This is a genomic window from Bacillus sp. 491mf, assembly GCF_900112415.1.
GTDB lineage: Bacteria > Bacillota > Bacilli > Bacillales > Bacillaceae_G > Bacillus_A.
Genome location: NZ_FOLV01000062.1, coordinates 1 through 14872, shown reverse-complemented (window position 1 = coordinate 14872; position 14872 = coordinate 1). Strand labels below are relative to the sequence as shown.

Below are 14872 nucleotides of genomic sequence, written 5' to 3'. Positions count from 1 at the left end.
CAAATGTTATCTAGTTTTGAAGGAATATACCTTCATAAGTCTGGTAATGATGGCAGAGAGGTCACACCCGTTCCCATACCGAACACGGAAGTTAAGCTCTCTAGCGCCGATGGTAGTTGGGACTTTGTCCCTGTGAGAGTAGGACGTTGCCAGGCTTATTTTTATCATCGCGGGGTGGAGCAGTCTGGTAGCTCGTCGGGCTCATAACCCGAAGGTCGCAGGTTCAAATCCTGTCCCCGCAACCAAATGGTCCCGTGGTGTAGTGGTTAACATGCCTGCCTGTCACGCAGGAGATCGCCGGTTCGACCCCGGTCGGGACCGCCATTTATATAAATTAAAGAACGAAACAATATGTTTCGTATTTTTTTATTTACTTTAATTTAAACTTATAAGACAGTCAATCTTATCCTTAGGACAACTCCTAAGGTCTTTTTTATATATTTGAAACTGAAACAAAAATAAAAAATCTGTATAATAAAGAGCAGAGAATACTAACAGTAAGGTAGGTGAAACCTTTGAATACATATGAAATAACGACAATGTCTGCAGAAGAAACACAAAATTTATCAGAAAAGCTTGGACAATTAGTTGAGGCGCAGGATGTTTTGATTTTAGAAGGGGATTTAGGTGCAGGTAAGACGACATTTACAAAAGGTCTTGCAAAAGGTCTTGGTGTAAAACGTGTTGTAAATAGCCCGACTTTCAATATTATTAAAGAATACAAAGGACGATTACCGCTGTATCATATGGATGTATACCGATTAGCAGAGAGCGAAGAAGATTTAGGTTTTGATGAATATTTTTATGGTGAAGGTGTAACAGTGGTGGAGTGGGCACATTTAATAGAGGCTTTTTTACCATCTTCACTTTTAAAAATTAGTTTATTCCACGAGGGAGATAGTACAAGGAAAATTGTATTAGAGCCGAGCGGAGAACGTTATATTAGATTATGTGAGGAGCTATTACAAAATGAAAGTACTAGCAATTGATACTTCTAACTACGTAATGGGAGTTTCTCTTATTGATGGGAATACTGTTGTAGGGGAGATCATTACAAATTTAACAAAAAACCATTCTGTGCGTTTGATGCCAGCAGTAGAGAAACTTTTAAAAGAATGTAATGTGAAACCAAAAGAATTAAATAAAATCGTTGTAGCAGCTGGTCCGGGCTCTTATACAGGTGTTCGTATTGGTGTAACAGCAGCGAAAACATTGGCCTGGTCACTGCAAATTCCGATTGTTGGTGTATCAAGCTTAGAAGTATTAGCAGCAAACGGAACCAATTTCCCCGGATACATTTGTCCGTTATTTGATGGGCGTCGTCAGCAAATTTATACAGGACTATATACATATAGAGAACAAGAGTTACAATCCGTGAAAGAAGATCGTATTATTCTTATTGCTGATTGGCTTCACATGTTAAAAGAGATGGGGCAATCTATTTTATTTATCGGAAACGATGTAGAACAACATAAAGATACAATTGTAGAGCAGTTAGGGGATCAAGCTGTATTTGCTGCGCCGACGAAACATAATCCACGTCCAAGTGAATTGGCTTTCTTAGGCTTACAGAAAGAAGAGCAATCAGTGCATACATTCGTACCAAGTTATCTTCGTTTAGCAGAAGCAGAGGCAAAATGGTTAGAAAGTCAAAATAAGTAGGAGTCTTATAAATGAATATTACACTTAGGAATATGAAGGAAGAAGACATACCACAAATTGTTGTGATTGAAGAATCTTCATTTACGACGCCTTGGACTGCTGAAGCATTTGAACGAGAATTAAACATGAATGAGTATGCGCACTATATTGTGCTCGAAACAGAGGAAGGAATTATAGGCTATTGCGGACTTTGGATTATTCTTGATGAATCACATATCACGAACATTGCTATATTGCCCCAATACCGTGGTCTAAGGCTTGGAGAAGCATTATTACAAGATGTAATGAACAAAGCGAGAGCTTTGGGAGCAAAGACAATGACACTTGAAGTACGTGTTTCAAATGAGGTTGCGAAAAAGTTATATCGAAGATTTGGTTTTCAAAATGGCGGAATTCGTAAGAGATACTATACAGACAATTATGAAGATGGTCTTGTAATGTGGGTGAATTTATGATGAAAAAAGATACGATTATTCTTGGTATTGAAACAAGCTGTGATGAAACGGCTGTAGCAGTTGTGAAAAATGGACGAGATATTTTAGCGAACGTTGTAGCTTCGCAAATTGAAAGTCATAAACGGTTTGGCGGGGTTGTTCCAGAAATTGCATCTCGCCACCATGTGGAACAAATAACGGTTGTGTTAGAAGAAGCATTAAAAGAAGCGAATGTGACATTTGAAGATATTGATGCAATTGCTGTTACGGAAGGACCAGGCCTCGTTGGTGCATTGTTAATTGGGGTGAATGCAGCAAAGGCAGTAGCTTTTGCGCATAATATTCCTTTAGTTGGTGTGCATCATATCGCAGGACATATTTATGCGAATCGTTTAGTACAAGAACTACAATTTCCATTACTGTCTCTCGTTGTATCAGGTGGGCATACAGAGCTTGTTTATATGAAAGAGCATGGTTCATTTGAAGTCATTGGAGAAACGCGTGATGATGCCGCAGGAGAAGCGTACGACAAAGTAGCACGTACGTTATCATTACCATATCCAGGTGGACCGCATATTGATCGTCTTGCTCATGAAGGAGAGCCGACAATTGATTTGCCTCGTGCATGGCTTGAGCCGGATTCTTATGATTTTAGTTTCAGTGGATTAAAATCCGCAGTTATTAACACTGTGCATAACGCAAAACAGCGCGGAGAAGAACTTACCCCTGAAGATTTAGCTGCTAGCTTCCAGGCAAGTGTAATTGATGTGTTAGTAACAAAAACAATAAGAGCGACAGAAGAATATGGCGTAAAGCAAGTACTTCTTGCGGGCGGGGTAGCAGCCAATAAAGGATTACGGGCGCGCTTAGAGGAAGAGTTTGCAAAGAAAGAAAATGTTGAACTTATCATTCCTCCGCTATCCTTATGCACAGATAACGCGGCTATGATTGCTGCTGCTGGTACGATTGCATATGAACAGGGAAAGAGGGCAACGTTAGCATTAAATGCAAACCCTGGTTTGGATATTGAATCATAATGTAAGAGAACATTTATAAATGCATTTAGGGAGGACGAGAGCACCTAGCCGTGCATAGGAGCGGTCAGGGCCTTTTCCTGCCATATGCGGGGTTGTAAAACAAAAGAAGTAATCTTGTTATATTCTACATAGCAGCAATTTATATAAAGGTATGTGGATAGAAAAATCTTTTTTTGATAAAAGTTATAATTTTATACACAGAATTAACCACAACCTGTGGATAAAACCTATATTATCTGTTGATAATATAGGTTTTTTTGTGAGTATAAATTGTGGGTAAATATTATTGTTTTTGTGGATAATGTGGAAAACTTTTGTTTTTCCTGAAAATACAGAGGTGGATATGTGAATATTTCTGTGGATAAATAAAAAGATCAGTGTAACCACTGACCTTTTTACAGTTGTAATTCTTCCCACTCTTCCATACATGCTTCCAATTGTTCTTGAAGTGTTTGTTTTTCTGTTGTAATATCACTGGCTCTTTCGTAATCAGCATATACTTCTGGAAGACAAAGTTGTTCTTCTAATGCCATAATTTGTTCTTCAATTGTTGCAATCTTTTCTTCTAGTTCTTCAATTTTACGCATACGTTGGCGTTCTTGCTTTTTACGTTCTTTTTCTTCGATGTAATTTAATTTTTCTTGCGCCACTTGTTTTTGTACAGGTTTATTTGTTTCTAGTTCTTCAAGTTCGGCGCGTTCGAGCATTTCATTTTTCTTTTCTACATAATAATCGTAATCACCGAGGTATTCCTCTGCTCCGCCTGGGGATAACTCAAGAACTTTTGTGGCAATGCGATTAATGAAATAGCGGTCATGGGAAACAAATAAAATTGTTCCTGGAAAATCAATGAGCGCATTTTCTAAAATTTCTTTGCTGCTTAAATCTAAATGGTTGGTCGGCTCGTCCAAAATAAGTACATTTGATTTTTGCATCATAAGTTTTGCGAGAGCTAAACGTGCCTTTTGTCCACCGCTTAAAGAAGAAACAGGTTTAAGAACGTCGTCACCAGAAAATAAAAAATTCCCAAGTACTGTGCGAATTTCTTTTTCTGGTTGTAGCGGGTAATCATCCCAAAGTTCATCCAATACACGTTTTGATGATGTTAAGTTTGCTTGTTCTTGGTCATAATATCCGATAGAAACGTTAGAACCAAACGAAATAGTACCGTTTAAAGGACGAAGTTTATCCACAAGAGATTTTAATAAGGTGGATTTTCCAATTCCATTTGGACCGACGAGCGCAACACTATCACCTCGCGTTAATCGGAAACGAATGTTTTGAATAATGGGCTCATTCTCATAGCCAATTGTCACATCGCTTACTTGTAATACATCATTACCACTTTGTTTATCGATATCAAAGTGGAAAGAAGCGGATTTTGTATCGCCGATTGGTTTGTCCAGAAGTTCCATACGATCTAATTGTTTTCGGCGACTTTGCGCCCGTTTTGTTGTGGAAGCACGAGTGATATTTTTTTGGACAAATTCTTGTAATTTTGTTACTTCTTCTTGTTGCTTCTCATAACGTTTCATCTCTTGTTCATATAGGGACGCTTTAAGATCTAAGTATCTACTGTAGTTTCCTGTGTACTTTCGACTTTGTTTATTGGAAATCTCATAGACCTGCGTGACAAGTCTGTCTAGAAAGTACCGATCGTGTGAAACGATTAAAATAGCACCAGGATAACCTTGTAAATATTGCTCAAGCCACGTTAATGTCTCGATGTCTAAATGGTTGGTTGGCTCATCGAGAATAAGCAAATCTGGTTTCGTCAATAATAGCTTACCAAGGGCTAAGCGAGTTTTTTGTCCACCGCTTAGTGTTGAGATTGTTGTTTTGTGTGTTTCAGGAGGAAAACCAAGCCCGCTTAAAACAGAGCGAATATCAGCTTCGTATTGATAGCCACCTTCATTTTTATAATTTAATTGTAGGCGATCATATTCTGCTAACAATTTTTCATAAATGGTTCCATTTGTGAAATTTTCTTCTTTTCCCATTTCTTGCTCTAGTCTGCGGAGTTCTTTCTCCATACGTTGTAAGTGAAGAAATACCGTTAGCATTTCATCCCAAATCGTTAACGATGTTTCAAGACCGGTATGCTGTGCTAAGTAACCGATAGATACATCTTTCGGCTTTATAATTTCGCCGCCGTCATGGGATAATTCTCCGGCAATAATTTTTAATAATGTAGACTTTCCAGCGCCATTACGCCCGACAAGTGCAATGCGATCACGCGTCTGTACTTCTAACTTAATGTTTGAAAGAATCACTTCAGCCGCGAATAGCTTGGAAAGATTATTCACTTGTAGTAAAATCAATGTTTTCACCTCAAATATTTTCTTAACTTTGCCATGATTATATTTCTCAATCATACTAAAAATAGTGTATAGTTGAACATAAATAGAGAAATTCTCTCTCTATTATACAAGGAAAACTATCAATGCTAAACTTCCGTACATGTTTCAATCACTTGAACAGATAGGAAGAGAGGAGGGGGTTGCATGGAGCAGCCTAAAATTCCGCAGGCAACTGCCAAAAGATTGCCTCTATACTATCGATTTATCCAAAACCTATCGTTATCTGGTAAGCAACGCGTATCATCAGCAGAATTAAGCGAAGCAGTGAAGGTGGATTCAGCGACAATTCGAAGAGACTTTTCATATTTTGGAGCATTAGGGAAAAAGGGATATGGCTATAATGTAAATTATTTATTGTCGTTTTTCCGCGAAACACTTGATCAAGACGATGTAACACGCGTAGCGTTAATAGGGGTAGGTAATTTAGGTACAGCTTTCTTACATTACAATTTTACGAAAAATAATAATACAAAAATTGAGATGGCGTTTGACGTTGATGAAGAGAAAGTTGGAAAAGAAATCGGCGGGATTCCAGTATATCATCTGGATGAATTAGAAGAGAGACTATCCGGTGATATAAAAGTGGCAATATTAACAGTGCCTGCTTCTGTTGCGCAAGCTGTAGCAGATCGCTTATCGCATACGAGCATACAAGGTGTTTTAAACTTTACACCTGCTAGGTTAAATTTATCAGAACATATTCGAATTCATCATATTGATTTAGCAGTAGAATTACAAACGCTCGTGTACTTTTTAAAAAATTATCCACAATAAAAACGCAGGAATTTCCTGCGTTTTTATTATTTCTTCTTACTATCTTTTTTCGCTTTAGAAAAAAGAATGCGAAGTGCAAAATTAAAATCAATTGTTGCCATTATAGCAAGTAGTATTGTGTAAAAGTTCCAAATTGTATCTTTTACACTTGTAATTGCTAAGTATGTAAAAATACACCCTAGAAGAAAATACAAAGTTGCCATAACAAATGGTGAATTTCGCATGTTTAAAATCCTCCGATGAATCCTTGCAGTTTTTCAGCTTTTTCTAGATAGGGACGAAGTACGAATGTAATTAACATAACATTTGTATTCATCATAACATGAGCCATAATTGGTACAATAATTCGTTTTGTTTGTACGTATAAAAATGAAAAAACAAGCCCCATGGAAATATACACTAATAAATGTGTAGGGTCAAAATGAATGATAGCAAATATAAGCGAACTTATGATTGCTGCGATAAAGAAGTTATATCGTTTATATAGTGTGCCAAATAGAATTTTTCTAAATACAATCTCCTCAAGAATAGGGGCAAATATAGATGAAACAATCATAAATAATGGCACAGCTCTTATAATGCCGATAATGTTTTGTGTATTTTCAGATTCCGCTTTAATTTTAAAAACTTGTGTTTCAATTGTGCCAGCAATGACCTGGGCAAATAAGGCAAGGAAAACTCCTAAAATAATCCACCCTATCGTAGCGGGGAGATTTGTTTTTCCGCGATTCCATTTTTCAGATTCTGTATCATTACGTAGTAACACAAGGATGATAATAAGAGCGATAAAGAAGCTTATCAGCCCCCAATGTGCAGTAGCTAGTTGAATTTTTTCATCAAGGGTCCGGTGCCCATTATTGTATACTCCGCTTTTTAGAAGAATCAATCCTCCAACTATACCTGATAATTGCATCAAAATATATGTAACAATAACCCACCAATATTGTCTCTTCAATTCCATAACTCCTTTTTGGATTTTTTGTAAAGAAAGAGGAAAATGCTCTATCCATAGAGAAAACAACTTATGGCATCTTTCTTATTGTAACATAGGTGAAGATGAAAAAAAGATGGAATCTCTATCATATGAAAGTTAGCAAACGACATAAAACCTCCTTTCTTTTAGAGGAGGACGAGGGCATCAAGTGGTCATTATATGTCGAAAAAGAAAAATAGATTTATATATCAATGTATCTTCCTTTGTGTAATTATTAAGTAGGGTATAAATGCTTTGGAACAAGTAGGAGAGGGGCTAGGATAGTTTTCCGAAAAATTACGATTTTTTCACTTGCAAAAGAAAATGAGATTCTTTATTATAATAAGTGTGTTAGCACTCGGAGTATCAGAGTGCTAATAAATATAAAATTTACATAATAAATTGAGGAGGTTGTTGTTCATGCTAAAGCCGTTAGGTGATCGCGTTATTATTGAACTTGTTCAAGCAGAAGAAAAAACAGCAAGTGGCATTGTGCTACCAGACACTGCAAAAGAAAAACCACAAGAAGGTAAAGTAGTGGCGGTTGGTACTGGTCGTGTGCTTGAAAATGGTGAGCGTGTTGCTTTAGATGTAGCTACAGGAGATCGTATCATCTTCTCAAAATATGCAGGTACTGAAGTGAAATACGAAGGTACAGAATATTTAATTTTACGTGAAAGCGACATTTTAGCAATTATCGGTTAATTATATAAATCTTTAAAAATTCAAGGGGGTCAAATATTATGGCAAAAGATATTAAATTTAGTGAAGAAGCACGTCGTTCGATGCTTCGCGGTGTCGACACTCTTGCAAACGCAGTAAAAGTTACGCTTGGACCAAAAGGTCGCAACGTTGTACTTGAGAAAAAATTCGGTTCTCCGCTTATTACAAATGACGGTGTAACAATTGCAAAAGAAATTGAATTAGAAGATGCATTTGAAAATATGGGTGCAAAATTAGTTGCAGAAGTTGCTAGCAAAACAAATGATGTAGCTGGTGATGGAACGACAACGGCAACTGTATTAGCGCAAGCGATGATTCGTGAAGGTTTAAAGAACGTAACAGCTGGTGCGAATCCAATGGGTCTTCGTAAAGGTATTGAAAAGGCTGTTGTAGCAGCAATTGAAGAATTAAAAACAATCTCTAAACCGATTGAAGGTAAATCTTCTATCGCACAAGTAGCTGCTATTTCTGCTGCTGACGAAGAAGTAGGACAATTAATTGCAGAAGCAATGGAGCGCGTTGGTAACGACGGCGTTATTACATTAGAAGAGTCTAAAGGATTCACAACAGAATTAGATGTAGTAGAAGGTATGCAGTTCGACCGTGGATATGCTTCTCCTTACATGATTACTGATTCTGATAAAATGGAAGCAGTTCTTGATAACCCATTTATCTTAATTACAGATAAAAAGGTTTCTAGTATTCAAGAAATCTTACCAGTATTAGAGCAAGTGGTACAACAAGGTAAACCACTTCTTATCATCTCTGAAGACGTAGAAGGCGAAGCGTTAGCTACATTAGTAGTAAATAAACTTCGCGGTACGTTCAACGTGGTAGCTGTTAAAGCTCCAGGCTTCGGTGATCGTCGTAAAGCGATGTTAGAAGATATTGCAATCTTAACTGGCGGCGAAGTGATTACAGAAGAGTTAGGCCGTGACTTAAAATCTGCAACTATCGCATCTTTAGGACGCGCTAGTAAAGTTGTTGTAACGAAAGAAAACACAACAATTGTTGAAGGTGTTGGAAACACAGAACAAATCGAAGCTCGCATCGGTCAAATTCGTGCGCAGTTAGAAGAAACAACTTCTGAATTCGATCGTGAAAAATTACAAGAACGTCTTGCTAAATTAGCAGGTGGCGTAGCTGTAATTAAAGTAGGTGCAGCAACTGAAACTGAATTGAAAGAGCGCAAACTTCGTATTGAAGATGCACTTAACTCAACTCGTGCAGCAGTAGAAGAAGGTATTGTTGCTGGTGGTGGTACTGCGCTTATGAACGTATATACGAAAGTAGCTGGTCTTGTAGCTGAAGGCGACGAAGCAACAGGTATTAACATCGTACTTCGTGCTTTAGAAGAGCCAGTTCGTCAAATCGCAGTGAACGCTGGTTTAGAAGGATCTGTAGTTGTAGAGCGCTTAAAAGGCGAAAAAGTTGGCGTTGGTTTCAACGCAGCAACAGGCGAATGGGTAAATATGCTTGAGTCTGGTATCGTAGATCCAACGAAAGTAACTCGCTCTGCTCTTCAAAACGCAGCATCTGTTGCAGCAATGTTCTTAACAACTGAAGCTGTAGTTGCTGACAAACCAGAACCAGCTGGTGCTTCTGGAATGCCTGACATGGGCGGCATGGGCATGGGCGGTATGGGCGGCATGATGTAATAAGCCGCTTCACCCCTTGATATATAAGGGTTTTATGTAAGATGAGAGTGGATTGTTAATATTTTGTTAACATGAGGCTTTTAACGGAGGCTTCTCATGAGTTGAGTAAACTTGTGGGAAGCTTCTTTTTTTATTTCTTACGTAACTTAACACATTTTTATTATATGGAACTATAGTATATGTCACGTAACCAAATCACTACATACTATTAATTAAATCTATTTTTTCTAACAAAGAAATGAGTAGCAAAAGTATTTTAGGATGATTGGAGAAGATATCATTGTCACTACCTTCTTTCCCTAATGGTTGAATTATCTGATAATTCTCGTTATGTAATAACGCCAGATGCTACAGTTACTTGGACTAGTGTAATAACTGGAGATGTGATTTCGCGAACTGATGGAATTTCTTTATTTTTAGATAATAATATTACGCAGAGTGCGGTATACACATTGTTTCTTTCTACTGATACTTAAATCTTGGTTTATGTAAGTAAAAAACGTCTTTATTTGAATAAAGTTAAAAATAGCTAGTAAGAAGACTATTTCCTAATGAAAGGAGGTAGTCTTTTTGCGTTGAATCGTATTTGATATTAATCGATGAGAGTGGTCTTGCTATATAGGGAAATAATTTCTGTAGAATTTTGTCGCTTTCTCCTTGACCGTATTCACGTTTCATTGTTAGAATCTAGAAAGATAATATTAAACGTTCCTTCATATATCCTCAATAATACGGATTGAGAGTCTCTACCGGGTTACCGTAAACAACCTGACTATGAAGGCAGTGCGTCTATATTTATAAGGAACAAATTCCTTTATAAAGCTAGGCCCCTGCCTTTTCTTTGTTATGAGACTGAGGGCAGGGGACTGGCTTTTTTTATTATATTGGTAATTGTTTTTACCAAATTGGTGAAAATGTTTATATACAGAACTATGGGGTGATTATTTTGAAGAAACAGCACGATACGATTATCGTTTTAGATTTTGGAAGTCAGTATAACCAGTTAATTGCGCGTCGCATTCGTGAATTTGGCGTGTATAGTGAACTTCATCCACATACAATTACAGCAGAAGAAATTAAAGCGATGAATCCAAAAGGAATTATCTTCTCTGGTGGACCGAACAGTGTATATGGCGAAAGTGCATTCCACTGTGATGAAAAAATCTTTGACTTAGGCTTACCGATCTTCGGTATTTGCTACGGCATGCAGTTAATGACAAAACACTTTGGTGGAAAAGTAGAACGTGCAGACCATCGTGAGTACGGAAAAGCAGTATTAAAAGTAGAGAACCAATCGAAATTATATACAAACCTTCCAGAAGAACAAGTTGTTTGGATGAGTCATGGTGACTTAGTAACAGGTTTACCAGAAGGTTTCGTAGTAGATTCAACAAGTGACTCTTGTCCAATTGCTGGCATGAGCAATGAAGCGCAAAATTTATATGGTGTACAATTCCACCCAGAAGTGCGTCACTCTGAGCACGGTAACGATTTAATTAAGAACTTTGTATTCGGTGTTTGTGGTTGTACTGAAGGCTGGAATATGGAGAACTTCATTGAAGTAGAATTAGAAAAGATTCGTGAAACAGTTGGCGACAAGAAAGTATTATGTGCACTTAGCGGCGGCGTAGACTCTTCAGTTGTAGCTGTATTAATTCATAAAGCAATCGGTGACCAATTAACATGTATTTTCGTTGACCATGGCTTACTTCGTAAAGGAGAAGCTGAAGGGGTTATGAAAACATTTAGCGAAGGCTTCCACATGAACGTTATTAAAGTGGATGCACAAGAACGCTTCATGAGCAAATTAGCAGGTGTTGAAGATCCAGAACAAAAACGTAAAATCATCGGTAACGAATTTATTTATGTATTCGATGATGAAGCTTCTAAATTAGAAGGAATGGACTTCTTAGCACAAGGTACACTGTACACAGATATTATTGAAAGTGGTACAGCGACTGCACAAACAATTAAGTCTCACCATAACGTTGGTGGACTTCCAGAAGATATGCAGTTCAAGTTAATTGAACCACTAAATACATTGTTTAAAGATGAAGTACGTGAGTTAGGTTCTGAACTAGGACTTCCAGATGAAATCGTATGGCGTCAACCATTCCCAGGGCCAGGACTTGGTATTCGTGTATTAGGTGAAATCACAGAAGAGAAATTAGAGATTGTTCGTGAATCTGATGCGATTTTACGTGAAGAAATCAAAAAAGCTGGTTTAGATCGTGAAGTTTGGCAATATTTCACTGCACTTCCTGGTATGCGAAGTGTAGGTGTTATGGGTGACGAGCGTACGTATGATTACACAGTAGGTATTCGTGCAGTAACATCAATCGATGGTATGACAGCAGACTGGGCACGTATCCCTTGGGATGTATTAGAGAAGATCTCTGTACGTATCGTAAACGAAGTAAAACACGTTAACCGCATTGTGTATGACATTACTTCTAAGCCACCAGCAACAATTGAGTGGGAATAAAGTGAAACTTCCATCAGTGGAAGCTTACTGCCCGCGAATAGCGAGATAAATTGAATGTCATGATATAAAAGACGATCCATCTATGCCTTTATGTGTAGATGGATCGTTCTTTTTTTATTTTTATACGAACGAAAAAGAGTTCTTTTTAAAAAATGTTCGTTTTTTAATTGACACTCACCTGTATATGAGTTAACATGAATATGTAATTAATAATAAAAATGAATATTTTAGCCGTCGTATAATATCGGGAATATGGCCCGAAAGTTTCTACCTTGCTACCGTAAATGGCTTGACTACGAGGCGTTTTAATATAAGGGTAAGGGATACTTGCCTTTGTTTACAGACGCTTCCATGTATATTGCATTGGAAGCCTTTTTTATTTTTATAGATAAAAGAGGGGCTAGTAAGGAGCGCGACGAGCAATTACATAACGGGGGAAACATAGAATGAAACGTTATTTTCAGTTCGATGAGCTCGGCACAAATTATAAAACAGAGTTCATAGCAGGATTAACCACATTTTTGTCTATGGCATATGTATTGTTTGTTAATCCCGCTACATTGTCGCTAGGACATGTTAAGGGATTGCCAGCAGGAACCGGAATGGATTCTGGAGCAGTGTTTGTTGCTACAGCTTTAGCAGCGGCAATTGGATCACTCATTATGGGGATTTTTGCAAAGTATCCAATCGCACTTGCGCCGGGAATGGGGATTAATGCTTTCTTTGCTTACACAGCTGTATTAACAATGGGGATTCCGTGGCAAACGGCGATTGCAGGGACATTAGTATCAGGTATTATGTTTATTTTCCTTACAGCTTCTGGTCTTCGTGAAAAGATCATTAACGCAATTCCGACAGAATTAAAGTTTGCGGTAGCAGCTGGAATTGGGTTGTTCATCGCATTTCTTGGTTTTCAAAATGCAGGAATTATTGTAAATAATGATGCTGTGCTTGTTGGATTAGGGGACTTAACGAAAGGACCGACATTACTTGCGATTTTTGGTGTAGTTGTAATCGTTATTTTAATGACAAGAAATGTTAATGGTGCAGTATTCTTTGGAATGGTACTTACAGCAATTGTTGGTGTAGCAACAGGGTTAATTGATACACCAAAGGCGATTGTTGGTGCAGTTCCAAGCTTAACACCGACATTTGGAGTTGCTCTTCAACATCTTGGAGATATTTTCACTGCTAAGATGCTCGTTGTTATATTAACTTTCTTTTTTATCGATTTCTTTGATACAGCAGGGACGCTTGTAGCAGTTGCCAATCAAGCAGGTTTAATGAAAAATAATAAATTACCGCGTGCGAGGAAAGCATTGTTCTCTGATGCGTTTGCAACTGTAATTGGAGCAATACTTGGTACATCGACAACGACGTCTTATATTGAATCTTCTGCAGGGGTAGCTGTAGGAGGACGCTCTGGATTTACAGCAGTTGTAACAGGAGGGTTTTTCTTATTAGCACTTTTCTTTTCACCATTATTAAGTGTAGTAACACCATCCGTAACAGCACCGGCTTTAATTATTGTAGGGGTTTTGATGGTTTCATCATTAGGGGAAATTGATTGGAAGAAGTTCGAAACGGCAGTACCGGCATTTTTCACCATTATTGCAATGCCGCTCACATACAGTATCGCAACAGGGATTGCGATTGGATTTATTTTCTATCCAATTACAATGGTTGTGAAAGGACGAAGAAAAGAAGTTCATCCGATTATGTATGTCATGGCAGTTTTGTTTGTACTCTATTTCATTTTTGTTCGTAAATAAAGGGGTTTTTGAAAGGACTAGGAGGGGATGCCTAGTCCTTTTTGTATTTTATAATAAATGTGTGAGAGATCCGGTTTATTTGTTGTTATTTCTTAATTTGTATAGATGAAAAAAGGCATAAAAGTCCTTTGAGAGCATCTGGACGTATATGTTACTTTAAAATAAAGTCACGATGCTTTATTTCTTCAATCAAAGAATTCTCAATGAGTTTTGATCAAACTTTATTTCAAAGTAACAGTTAAACCGTTTGTAAAAAAGTTTAACATATTTCCAAAAGAATTCCCCTTCCTCAAGGAATGAGAAGAGCGAAGCCTAATGAGTAGGGAGGGGATGAATTTTAGTTGGCGTAAGTCAAAGGAATGAAAAAGGAGTTTCCTCAAATCAGATAGAATTTATGTAAAGGATGATTTTAGTCTCAAAGTTATTGTTTATAGACCGTGGGCGGTACACCATTAGAAATTCTAAAACAATACATCGAAACACAAGGATATAACTAATAGGGAGGTGATGACAATGTTGTTGAATCAAAAATATGAGATCTTTCCAACAGAAGCACAAAAAGAAGTGTTAGACCGTTGGCTACAATATTGTCGTCAAACCTACAACTCTGCCTTGCTAGACAAAGAACGGAAATATAAACAAAACAAAGAAAATTATGATCGTTATGATATGCAAAGACAACTTACGTTGGACAAGAAGACGTATCCTTTTCTAAAAGAAATGCCTTCTCAGCCTTTGCAAGAAGTGTTTGTACGTCTAAAAAAAGCGTTTGATCATTTCTTTCGTAAAGATGCAAAGTATCCAAAACAGAAAAAGTATAAAGACTACAATAGTATGACGTTTCCGCAATTTGGATTCAAACCAAACGGAAAGCATCGTTATGCGATGTCTTTTTCTGATAACGATAAGTTATACAATAAAAAATTGGGAGAAATAGAGATCCTACTTCATAGACCACTCGAAGGAACAATCAAGCAACTGATTCTCAAACGTC

Annotated in this window: 13 protein-coding genes, 2 tRNA genes, 1 rRNA gene and 2 riboswitches; of the genes, 13 read left to right on the top strand and 3 right to left on the bottom strand. The window is 37.5% G+C overall.

What is annotated here, in order from left to right; genetic code table 11:
• Window positions 1-39 precede the first annotated feature (39 nt).
• The 7 genes from rrf (at window position 40) to tsaD (ending at window position 3133) form a co-directional block, all read left to right on the top strand.
• Window positions 40-155: ribosomal RNA gene (gene rrf / locus BM211_RS24545) — 5S ribosomal RNA — on the top strand.
• 13 nt (window positions 156-168) lie between these two features.
• A tRNA-Met gene (locus BM211_RS24540) sits at window positions 169-245 on the top strand.
• Window positions 246-248: 3 nt separating this feature from the next.
• Window positions 249-324: transfer RNA gene (locus tag BM211_RS24535), tRNA-Asp, on the top strand.
• 191 nt (window positions 325-515) lie between these two features.
• Entirely contained in the window at window positions 516-989 is a 474-nt protein-coding gene (gene tsaE / locus BM211_RS24530; RefSeq protein WP_035434596.1) for a tRNA (adenosine(37)-N6)-threonylcarbamoyltransferase complex ATPase subunit type 1 TsaE, read from the top strand.
• Window positions 970-1662, top strand: a complete 693-nt coding sequence (gene tsaB / locus BM211_RS24525; RefSeq protein ID WP_035434597.1) for a tRNA (adenosine(37)-N6)-threonylcarbamoyltransferase complex dimerization subunit type 1 TsaB — start codon at window positions 970-972, stop codon at window positions 1660-1662. The genes tsaE and tsaB overlap by 20 nt, the downstream gene beginning before the upstream one ends.
• Before the next feature lie 11 nt (window positions 1663-1673).
• The gene (gene rimI / locus BM211_RS24520; protein ID WP_035434598.1) at window positions 1674-2117 is read left to right on the top strand and encodes a ribosomal protein S18-alanine N-acetyltransferase; all 444 of its coding nucleotides are present in this window, start codon (window positions 1674-1676) and stop codon (window positions 2115-2117) included.
• On the top strand, window positions 2117-3133 hold the full coding sequence (tsaD, locus tag BM211_RS24515; protein ID WP_035434599.1) for a tRNA (adenosine(37)-N6)-threonylcarbamoyltransferase complex transferase subunit TsaD: 1017 nt from the start codon (window positions 2117-2119) through the stop codon (window positions 3131-3133). The genes rimI and tsaD overlap by 1 nt, the downstream gene beginning before the upstream one ends.
• 395 nt (window positions 3134-3528) lie before the next feature.
• Here the strand turns inward: tsaD and BM211_RS24510 are convergent, their stop codons facing one another.
• Window positions 3529-5454 (bottom strand): ABC-F family ATP-binding cassette domain-containing protein, encoded by a 1926-nt coding sequence (locus BM211_RS24510; protein WP_218160828.1) that lies wholly within the window; start codon window positions 5452-5454, stop codon window positions 3529-3531.
• Window positions 5455-5637: 183 nt separating this feature from the next.
• On the opposite strand from BM211_RS24510, the gene BM211_RS24505 reads away from it, so the two are divergent.
• A complete protein-coding gene (locus BM211_RS24505; RefSeq protein ID WP_035434603.1) occupies window positions 5638-6267 on the top strand; it encodes a redox-sensing transcriptional repressor Rex in 630 nt (209 codons plus the stop codon).
• Window positions 6268-6293: 26 nt separating this feature from the next.
• On the opposite strand, the gene BM211_RS24500 is transcribed toward BM211_RS24505, so the two are convergent.
• Together BM211_RS24500 and BM211_RS24495 are read right to left on the bottom strand one after the other, a co-directional pair.
• Window positions 6294-6491, bottom strand: coding sequence for a YdiK family protein (locus BM211_RS24500; protein WP_035434604.1), 198 nt, complete (start codon window positions 6489-6491; stop codon window positions 6294-6296).
• Between the two features lie 2 nt (window positions 6492-6493).
• Complete coding sequence (locus BM211_RS24495; RefSeq protein WP_035434605.1) at window positions 6494-7222, bottom strand: CPBP family intramembrane glutamic endopeptidase; 729 nt, start codon at window positions 7220-7222, stop codon at window positions 6494-6496.
• A gap of 438 nt (window positions 7223-7660) precedes the next feature.
• Here BM211_RS24495 and groES point away from each other — a divergent pair, with 438 nt between their 5' ends.
• The 5 genes from groES to BM211_RS24470 all read left to right on the top strand — a co-directional run.
• Complete coding sequence (gene groES, locus BM211_RS24490; protein ID WP_020063193.1) at window positions 7661-7945, top strand: co-chaperone GroES; 285 nt, start codon at window positions 7661-7663, stop codon at window positions 7943-7945.
• Window positions 7946-7983: 38 nt separating this feature from the next.
• A complete protein-coding gene (gene groL / locus BM211_RS24485; protein WP_035434606.1) occupies window positions 7984-9621 on the top strand; it encodes a chaperonin GroEL in 1638 nt (545 codons plus the stop codon).
• A 693-nt stretch (window positions 9622-10314) separates the two neighbouring features.
• A riboswitch (purine riboswitch) is annotated at window positions 10315-10416 on the top strand.
• Between the two features lie 151 nt (window positions 10417-10567).
• On the top strand, window positions 10568-12106 hold the full coding sequence (gene guaA / locus BM211_RS24480) for a glutamine-hydrolyzing GMP synthase (RefSeq protein ID WP_141771698.1): 1539 nt from the start codon (window positions 10568-10570) through the stop codon (window positions 12104-12106).
• 213 nt (window positions 12107-12319) lie between these two features.
• A riboswitch (purine riboswitch) is annotated at window positions 12320-12422 on the top strand.
• A gap of 130 nt (window positions 12423-12552) precedes the next feature.
• Window positions 12553-13878: an NCS2 family permease gene (locus tag BM211_RS24475; protein WP_035434609.1), complete on the top strand. Its 1326-nt coding sequence runs from the start codon at window positions 12553-12555 to the stop codon at window positions 13876-13878.
• Between the two features lie 507 nt (window positions 13879-14385).
• Window positions 14386-14872, top strand: a 487-nt coding sequence (locus BM211_RS24470; protein ID WP_141771697.1) for an RNA-guided endonuclease InsQ/TnpB family protein, incomplete at its 3' end; no start/stop codon positions are given.

Coding starts and splice junctions, on each gene's coding strand:
- BM211_RS24500 (WP_035434604.1), bottom strand. CDS start 6,491: ATGCGAAATTCACCATTTGTTATGGCAACTTTGTATTTTCTTCTAGGG.
- BM211_RS24505 (WP_035434603.1), top strand. CDS start 5,638: ATGGAGCAGCCTAAAATTCCGCAGGCAACTGCCAAAAGATTGCCTCTA.
- groES (WP_020063193.1), top strand. CDS start 7,661: ATGCTAAAGCCGTTAGGTGATCGCGTTATTATTGAACTTGTTCAAGCA.
- rimI (WP_035434598.1), top strand. CDS start 1,674: ATGAATATTACACTTAGGAATATGAAGGAAGAAGACATACCACAAATT.
- tsaD (WP_035434599.1), top strand. CDS start 2,117: ATGAAAAAAGATACGATTATTCTTGGTATTGAAACAAGCTGTGATGAA.
- tsaB (WP_035434597.1), top strand. CDS start 970: ATGAAAGTACTAGCAATTGATACTTCTAACTACGTAATGGGAGTTTCT.
- groL (WP_035434606.1), top strand. CDS start 7,984: ATGGCAAAAGATATTAAATTTAGTGAAGAAGCACGTCGTTCGATGCTT.
- BM211_RS24475 (WP_035434609.1), top strand. CDS start 12,553: ATGAAACGTTATTTTCAGTTCGATGAGCTCGGCACAAATTATAAAACA.